A 7,747-nucleotide genomic window follows, 5' to 3' on the forward strand; every position below is an offset into this window, starting at 1 on the left:
CGCCAGGCGACAAGCCGTAAAAGCGGTTTTCATCATCGGAGCGCCGGAAATACCGGCAGCGATAAAGGCATCCGGAGCCATGGGGGGAGTAATGCCGGCAACAATGGAAAAATAAAAAACAAATAAATGGGCCGCCAGAGGATAAACTCCCATTCTAACCAGAGCCGGAACCACCAAAATTGCCAGAAGAATATAGGCGGCAACCGGCGGCACCCCCATACCCAGAATAATCGAAGCAATCATGGTCAGAAACAATAGAAAAAACAGGTTGCCGTGGGCCAGTTCAATGAGGACCGAAGACATCATCAAACCAAGGCCGGTCAAAGTAACCATGCCGACAACGATACCAGCCAGAGCCAGGATGACAATAACCGGCAAAGCGGTATACGCCCCGTCTTCCATGCCTTTTAATATCTGTTTCACGGTCATTCGCTTGCCGGGGCGGATAAGGGTAATCAACGGAATACTGATACAGGACCAGAATGCCGCCCTGGTTACTGAAACCTTGGCAAAAACAATGAAATAGATGAGAACCGCAACGGGAATCAAAAAATGCCAACCTTCCTTAAAAGTCTTTTTCAAAGGAGTGATTTCTTCTTTGGGAATTCCTTTCAAGCCGATTTTCTGGGCTTCCAGATCAATCATAATGAAAAGTCCCAGATAATAAAGTACCGCCGTCAGACTGGCAGCCTTAATAATGGTAAAATAACTGGCTCCCAGATTTTGCATAATAATGAAAACGGCGCTGCCCATGATCGGCGGCATTAATAGCCCCCCGGCACTGGCTACCGTTTCCACCGCACCGGCAAAAGTTGGCGAGTAACCGGTTTTTTTCATCAGGGGAATAGTAATCTGACCGGTCCCGGCGACATTCGCCGTCCCACTTCCAGACAACATCCCAAACAGGGAACTGGCTACCACCGCCACTTTGGCCGGTCCGCCACGTACATGACCGAACAATCCATAAGCCAGATCAATAAAAAAATCACCACCACCGGCGGCACGCAGCAAAGCACCGAAAAGAATGAAAAGGTAGATAAAAGTGGCGGAAATACCGGCAAGCATGCCAAAAATACCATCGGTGGTAATGAACATACTGCCAATGATACGCTCCCAGGCATAATTCTTGTGGGCAATAATATCCGGCAAAATTTCACCAAAATGGGCGTATATCAGGATACCGATGGCTACCAGGGGGAAAGCCCAGCCAACCGCTCGTCGAGCGGCTTCAATCAACAGGACAATCAGCACAGCACCCATGATAAGTTCATTCAATGGCAGCGCTTGACCAGCTACCCCTACTTTATGAAACCAGTTTAAAAGAACATAAGCACCGATCAGCACCACAGTTGTCGCCATCAGTAAAGATGGCACACCAGCCTGTTGGCGCCGACCGGCCTTACGAAAGGGATAGATTAAAAAAATTAAAACTACACCGATGCAAACATGCGGTACCCGCTGGTTCATGGCCGACAACTGAAAAATTCCGGTATATAACTGGAAAGCGCTCAGACTAATGGCCAGCCAGCGGGTTATAACCGTAAGGATATGCCATTTATTTTTTTGTTCAACGGTCACCGATGCCGCCTGCTTGCTCTTGCTCATTACTGGTTATCCCTTTTGTCCCAAACCCCTTTTTCCTGGTAATATTTAATCGCTCCGGGATGGAAGCTGGTGGGCACTGCTTTATAACCAAAGAAAGCGTTCTTTAACGTATACATTTTGGCCATTGGATGGATGGCATTTCGATCCTCATCATTGTCATAAATTATTTTGACAATTTTATAGACCAGCTCTTCCGGCATCGAAGCACTGCAAAGCCACATCTGCGGTAGACAGTAGGTATTGACATCCGCATCGATACCTTTATAGGCACCGGCTTTGATGGTTTTCGGCTGGAAAATCGGGTTGCCCTGATGGAGCTGCTTGTAACTTTCCGGGGAAATACTGATCAAGCGGATGGGGATATCATTGGCAAGTTGCATGATTGCGGCCACCGGGGTACCGGCGGAGATATTACCGGCATCGATGGTGTTGTCACGAATACCGGTGATAATCTCGGAAAATGATATATATTTTGGACTGAAATCATCGAAAGTAAGCCCCCAACCTTTGTCCAGGGCTTCCTTGGAAAAAAGACTTAACGTGGCACTGCCGGCCGGACCCACGCCGATTCGTTTGCCTTTGAAGTCGCTGATTGATTGTATGGCTGAATCCTTGCGGACAATCCAGTGGGTATCACTGGTATGGCCAACGGCTATAAGCCTGAGCTTCGAAACATCAACCCCCCTCGCCTTGAGTTTGGCCAGGGTCCCCATGGCCGCCAGGCCCATATCCATTTTGCCGCGACTGATCAGGGTCGCGTTTTCAAGGGAGGCAGCGGTTGATTCAGCAGTTACCCTTATCCCCGGCAGCCGTTTATTGATCATGCTGGCAAAGCCGGCGCCAAGAAAGTAATAGGTTCCGGCCGGGCTGCCGGTCCCGAATGAGAGAAATTTCATCCGGGCATCCGCCGTTTTTGGCTGCCCGACAAACAGAGAGAAACAACAGGCAATGAGCAGTAAGGTCATAATCTTTTGCATAGTCTTCATGGTCAAACTCCTTATATGCTAAAATAGTTTTCGGTCACTGGACTTTTCTCGAAGTTGCAGTATTTAAAGATGTTCTTACAGTATACGGCAACAACGAAGGCTGCAACGGAACAAAAAAGATGGCATTTTCACGAAGCCATTAACGCGAGCGTTGCCCGCAAGTAAGTAGCCTTATCAGAACATTTTCTTGTTTTTCAAACAAGAAAATAACCTGTAAGTTACTAAAGTTCCTGTACCCGGATGGTATAAGCGGATGGAAACTGGTGAAAGTACATGGGAAAAGTCCTGGTGAGTTCAGCCCCTGGTTTAATCACCGGTGGTTTACCTTTGCGGGGATAGAAACCACCACCGGCAGTCCCGTCAGGAAGAAAGATTGCCAGACGGAAACGTTTGGCCTTCGCCGAAACATTCTTGATAGTGACATCAAAATGGAGTCGAGGAGCCCCTTTATAATCTTTCATGTAATAACTGACTTTGGTAATTTCCACCGAAGGACACAGATCAAAATTGATGGCTTCAATGTTGTTGTTTTCCGCGGCTGTTGCCTGGTTACCGCCGCCAGCAACCGTTACCATGGCAAGAAACATCATGATCAGCAGCCATAAGGTTTTTTTTCTCATCTTTCCCCTCCTTCAATTAAAGTTAAAGTACAGATAGGTTGACCTTAATAATGCGTTAAATGCAATCGTCATACCATATTCATCCCTGTTTTATCGAATAGCAGTGATTGCCTTAAATGATCCGGACAAATATTTCTCTTTTACGGCTCCGTAACAAAGCATAAAATTGATGGCACAGTAAGATCTTCGTATTACCGGCACTTAAAACCTCAAATATGAAGCGTACTTACACTACACGGCAATACTGAAGGTTACAGTATAACGAAGCCGGTGGATTTTCAGCAAAGCCACCATTTCAGCAAGAATTTATTTTTAGCAAGAGGGAGGAATGACAAGGAAAATTGTTTTAGGGAAGGTTTTTATGTTTAGAAACAATACATGGTGTCACATTATAGAACATACTTTGTTACAATATCTATTTTTTGTCGGACACCTGCAAATTTTTCATTTTGCGATAAAGAGTGGTACGGCTGACTGCCAGAGCTCTGGCAGTATTACTGATATTGTGGTCACAGGTTTCAAGGGTCTTCTGGATAACGTTTTTCTCCATCTCCTTCAACGTTACATTTCCGGCAAGAATATCAGCAGATATACTTTCCGATTCAACAGCGAATGATTTTCGGGAATCATACTCAACCCCATTGCCATAACGTTCTTCTTCAGCAATGATTTTATTGATGAATTTCAACACATCATCACTGCCTTCACACAACAGGGCCAGCCGACCCAACAGGTTTTGCATCTCCCTGATATTGCCGGGCCAGGAAAGTTCGGTAAAACGTTGCAGGCATGTTTCAGGCAGCAAAAACGGTTTTTTGCCGAATTTTTGCTGCATTTCCTTAAAAATCACCTGTGCCAGCTCCGGTATATCCTCCTGGCGGTCCTGAAGACGGGGCAAGGTAATACAAAGTTGGTTGAGGCGGTAATAGAGATCCGGGCGAAACCGCTGCTCTTGCAGGTCCTGGAAAATATTCTGATTGGCAGCCGCAACAATCTTGACATCGATCGGAATAATCTGAGCACCGCCAATCCGCATGACTTCCCTTTCCTGCAAAACCCGCAACAGTTTCGCCTGCAGATTCAAGGGAATGGTATTAATTTCATCCAGCAGGATAGTGCCGTTTTGGGCCAGCTCAAAAAGTCCCGGTTTTCCTCCCTTGCGCGCCCCGGTAAAAGCCCCCTCTTCAAAACCAAAAAGTTCGCTTTCCAGCAGATTTTCCGGCAGCACACTGCAGTTAATGGCTACATAAGGGCCTTTACGCCTGGGGCTGAGGTTATGAATTGACTGGGCAAGCACCTCCTTGCCGGTTCCGGTTTCGCCAATCAATAAAATCGTCAGGTCAACCTGGGCATATTTCCGGGCTGCCTCAATGATATCCTTGACTTTCTGACTGTTGCTGACCAGATGGTTAATGGTATATTGGGTTCTAAAGCCGCCCTTCCGCAAAGCTTTCCGGATTTTACTGTCCATTTTCTGAATTTCGGAAGCCCGGCGAAAAGTACTGGCTACGCCAATTATTTTACCATCGAGGATGATTGGCACATTATCAACCAGAATCTGCAGATCACCAATAACAATCAACTCATTTTCAATAGTTTTTCTGCCGTTCAGGATTGCAGTCATTTCCAATTCAGGAAAGTGTTCTGACACTCGCGAACCAATCATTTCCCGTGGTAACCTCTTGAGAATCTGGGACGCCGCCAGGTTGAAACGGGTAATAACCGCGTTCTTGTCGATGACAATGATACCCTCGGAAAGATTGTCGAAAATGGTTTCCAGGAGAATATACTGTTCTTTTTCACGACGACTGAGAACGGCCAGGCGCAGGGCCTCACTTAAAGCTTCCCGCAGGATATCCTGATCATAAGTAACCAGAACCCCCTTTGCCCCATATTCCTCCGCCAGCTCCACCGCCAGCTTGCTTTTGCCGATAATTACCTGACAGCCGTCATGCACCGCCTTCGTCAAACCATAGAGAAAATCATTTTTATCCGTAAAAATAATCTGCTTGACGCTGACCTGGTAAAGGCTTTCAATTAAATCGATGCCTTTGACCGGAATTTCGCTGGTAATAGCCAATTGGGAAGAAAAATTACGGGCGATCTCCACCGCTTTAATAATATCAAGAATGCCAACGCGGATGGGAATAATCGGCACGGAAACCTGTTCCTCAAGAATCTTGGCCGTCCCGCCCATGGCAATGATGGACTCGGCGCCATTGGCAACCATTTGCCTGGCTACCGGAATGGCATCATCAAGAATGCCATAACCAAAAACAAGTTCTGGTTTTTCATCAAATTCATTGATGACTTCCCTGGCCATTTCAACCTGGGTGGAGAAAGAATAAATAAAACCGATAGTAATTTTCATTGTTCCAGACACTCCTTGCCTGCTTGGTAATATTTGTTGACCTGGATGTCAATAAAATACCCCGCTTTAAGCAGATTTTTTGGCAAAAACCACAAAATGTCTCTGGCAGTCACGGAGCAAAGCAGCAGTTCCACGCCGACAAATTTCCCGGCAATACATCTGGATATTACGATAAAATAATGTTATAGTACATTGAATTTCAGCCGGAAGGAGTCATGGCATGAATCGCACCGAGCGTTTCTACAAAATTGACAAACTCCTTAAAGAAAGAAAATCCGTACCCCTGCGCCGGTTCATGGATGAGCTGGAAGTTTCCCGCTCTACCGTCATGCGGGATATCGAATACCTGCGTGACCGGCTCAACGCCCCGATCATCTGGGACCGTGCCATGGGCGGCTACCGTTACGGCATGCTAAAGGAAGGCCTGCCCCAGTACGTTCTTCCCGGCCTCTGGTTTAACGAATCTGAGCTTCATGCCCTGCTGAGCATGGAATCTTTGCTCAGCAATCTCCAGCCCGGTCTGCTCGAAACCCACCTGGAGCCACTGAAAAAACGCATTCGCGGCCTGCTTGACAGCGGCGGCCACCCCACCGGCGAGGTGGCAAAACGCATCAAGGTTACCCACCTGGCCGCCCGGCCGGTACCAAAAAATCATTTCCCGGTAATCATGACCGCCCTGCTGAACCGCCGCCGGCTGCAAATCCATCATTACAACCGGGGAACCGATCAGAAACTCAGCCGCGCCATCTCCCCCCAGCGGCTGGTTTACTACCGCGACAACTGGTACCTGGATGCCTGGTGCCATCTTCGCGATGATCTGCGTTGTTTTGCCGTTGATGCCATTAACGAAATCAAATCATTGCCTGAGCAGGCCAGAGAGGTTGAGGAAGAACTGCTCAACCAGGAGTTCACCACCACCTACGGAATTTTTGCCGGCTGCCGGACCACCGACGCGGTTTTACGTTTTTCCCCCGAATGCGCCCGCTGGGTTTCCCGGGAAGAATGGCATCCGGACCAGCAGGGTTCCATCGACGAAGAAGGCCGCTACATTCTCTGCCTCCCCTACTCCCACGACACGGAACTGCTGATGGACATCATGCGCTACGGCCCCGAGGTGGAAGTGCTGAAACCGGAAAGTTTGCGGGAAAAATTGCGGGAAAGACTGAAATTAACCTTAAAAAATTACCAATAATACTTTGACAGTCTCATCCCATGAGCCACTGCCCCGGTTATAATGGTCCTCCAGAAAAGAAAATGGACAACTGACCGCAAAAAAAGGAGGATATCATGACTGTCATCGCCCAACGCCTTGAAAAAATTTCACTTAAAGCAACTCAGCAGTTCAAAAACCTGACCATGTTTCCTCTGGTGGAGGAAAATCCCCATGAAGCAGATTATCTGCTGCTGGAGGAAGCCCTGGAAGCCGCTACGGCCAGAGTTACGGAAATTTCGGCAGGCGGCAGCGTCCCGGAGCTGAAATTCATCAACGACGCCGATCGGCCGGTACTGCTGCTCGACGGTGAAGAACTGGTGGGCGCCAAACAGAACCGGATCATCAACCTGACTATCCTGGTGGCGGCCAAAAGCACCGTCATCATCCCGGTTTCCTGCGTTGAATCCGGTCGCTGGCGGGCCGATTCAACAATGTTTTCGGCCGCCAGAAGAACTCATTACGCCACCGGCCGGGCCCGCAAGGCCAACCGGGTTACGGAATCCATGAACTGCTCCGGCTCCCGGCGGACCGACCAGGGAGAAATATGGGAAGATATTGAGGCAAAGTTCTGCCGGATGAAAGCCAGTTCACCAACCAGGGCTGCGGGCGCCATGTATGAAAGCAACCGGGAAAGCCTGGGAAATTACCAGCAGGCGTTCACATCTGTTGACAACCAGACCGGGGCGCTTTTTGCCATCAACGGCAAAGCTGTCGGCCTGGATCTTTTTGACAGCCGCAAACCCTTAAAAACCATGCTGCCCAGCCTGATACAAAGCTATGCCCTGGACGCCATCGACAACCTGGATGAAAAATCAACGACGGACAAAACCGCCGACATCACCGTGGCCCAAAAGCTTCTGGATGACTGCGCCACTGCGGTTATCAGCCGCTTCCCGGCCGTCGGCGAAGGCCGGGATATCCGCCTTCAGGGCAATAATATCACCGGCGGCGC

The 7,747-nt window shown here is 48.6% G+C and carries 6 protein-coding genes; 2 read left to right on the plus strand and 4 right to left on the minus strand.

The genetic code is table 11. The features are described from left to right. The 4 genes from U9P07_12070 to U9P07_12085 form a co-directional block, all read right to left on the minus strand. On the minus strand, positions 1-1,605 hold a 1,605-nt coding region (locus tag U9P07_12070), incomplete at its 3' end, for a TRAP transporter fused permease subunit (protein MEA2110140.1). After that, positions 1,605-2,591, minus strand: a complete 987-nt coding sequence (locus tag U9P07_12075) for a TAXI family TRAP transporter solute-binding subunit (GenBank protein ID MEA2110141.1) — start codon at positions 2,589-2,591, stop codon at positions 1,605-1,607. The genes U9P07_12075 and U9P07_12070, both read right to left, overlap by 1 nt. A 221-nt stretch (positions 2,592-2,812) precedes the next feature. Continuing rightward, positions 2,813-3,211 (minus strand): hypothetical protein, encoded by a 399-nt coding sequence (locus U9P07_12080; protein MEA2110142.1) that lies wholly within the window; start codon positions 3,209-3,211, stop codon positions 2,813-2,815. Positions 3,212-3,626: 415 nt separating this feature from the next. Continuing rightward, positions 3,627-5,582, minus strand: coding sequence for a sigma 54-interacting transcriptional regulator (locus U9P07_12085; GenBank protein ID MEA2110143.1), 1,956 nt, complete (start codon positions 5,580-5,582; stop codon positions 3,627-3,629). A 220-nt stretch (positions 5,583-5,802) separates the two neighbouring features. Between U9P07_12085 and U9P07_12090 the strand changes: the two genes are divergently transcribed. Then, positions 5,803-6,774, plus strand: a complete 972-nt coding sequence (locus U9P07_12090; GenBank protein ID MEA2110144.1) for a YafY family protein — start codon at positions 5,803-5,805, stop codon at positions 6,772-6,774. Between the two features lie 95 nt (positions 6,775-6,869). Further along, on the plus strand, positions 6,870-7,747 hold an 878-nt coding region (locus U9P07_12095; protein MEA2110145.1), incomplete at its 3' end, for a DUF6569 family protein.

The sequence above is a fragment of the Pseudomonadota bacterium genome, assembly GCA_034660915.1.
Lineage (GTDB): Bacteria > Desulfobacterota > Anaeroferrophillalia > Anaeroferrophillales > Anaeroferrophillaceae > DQWO01.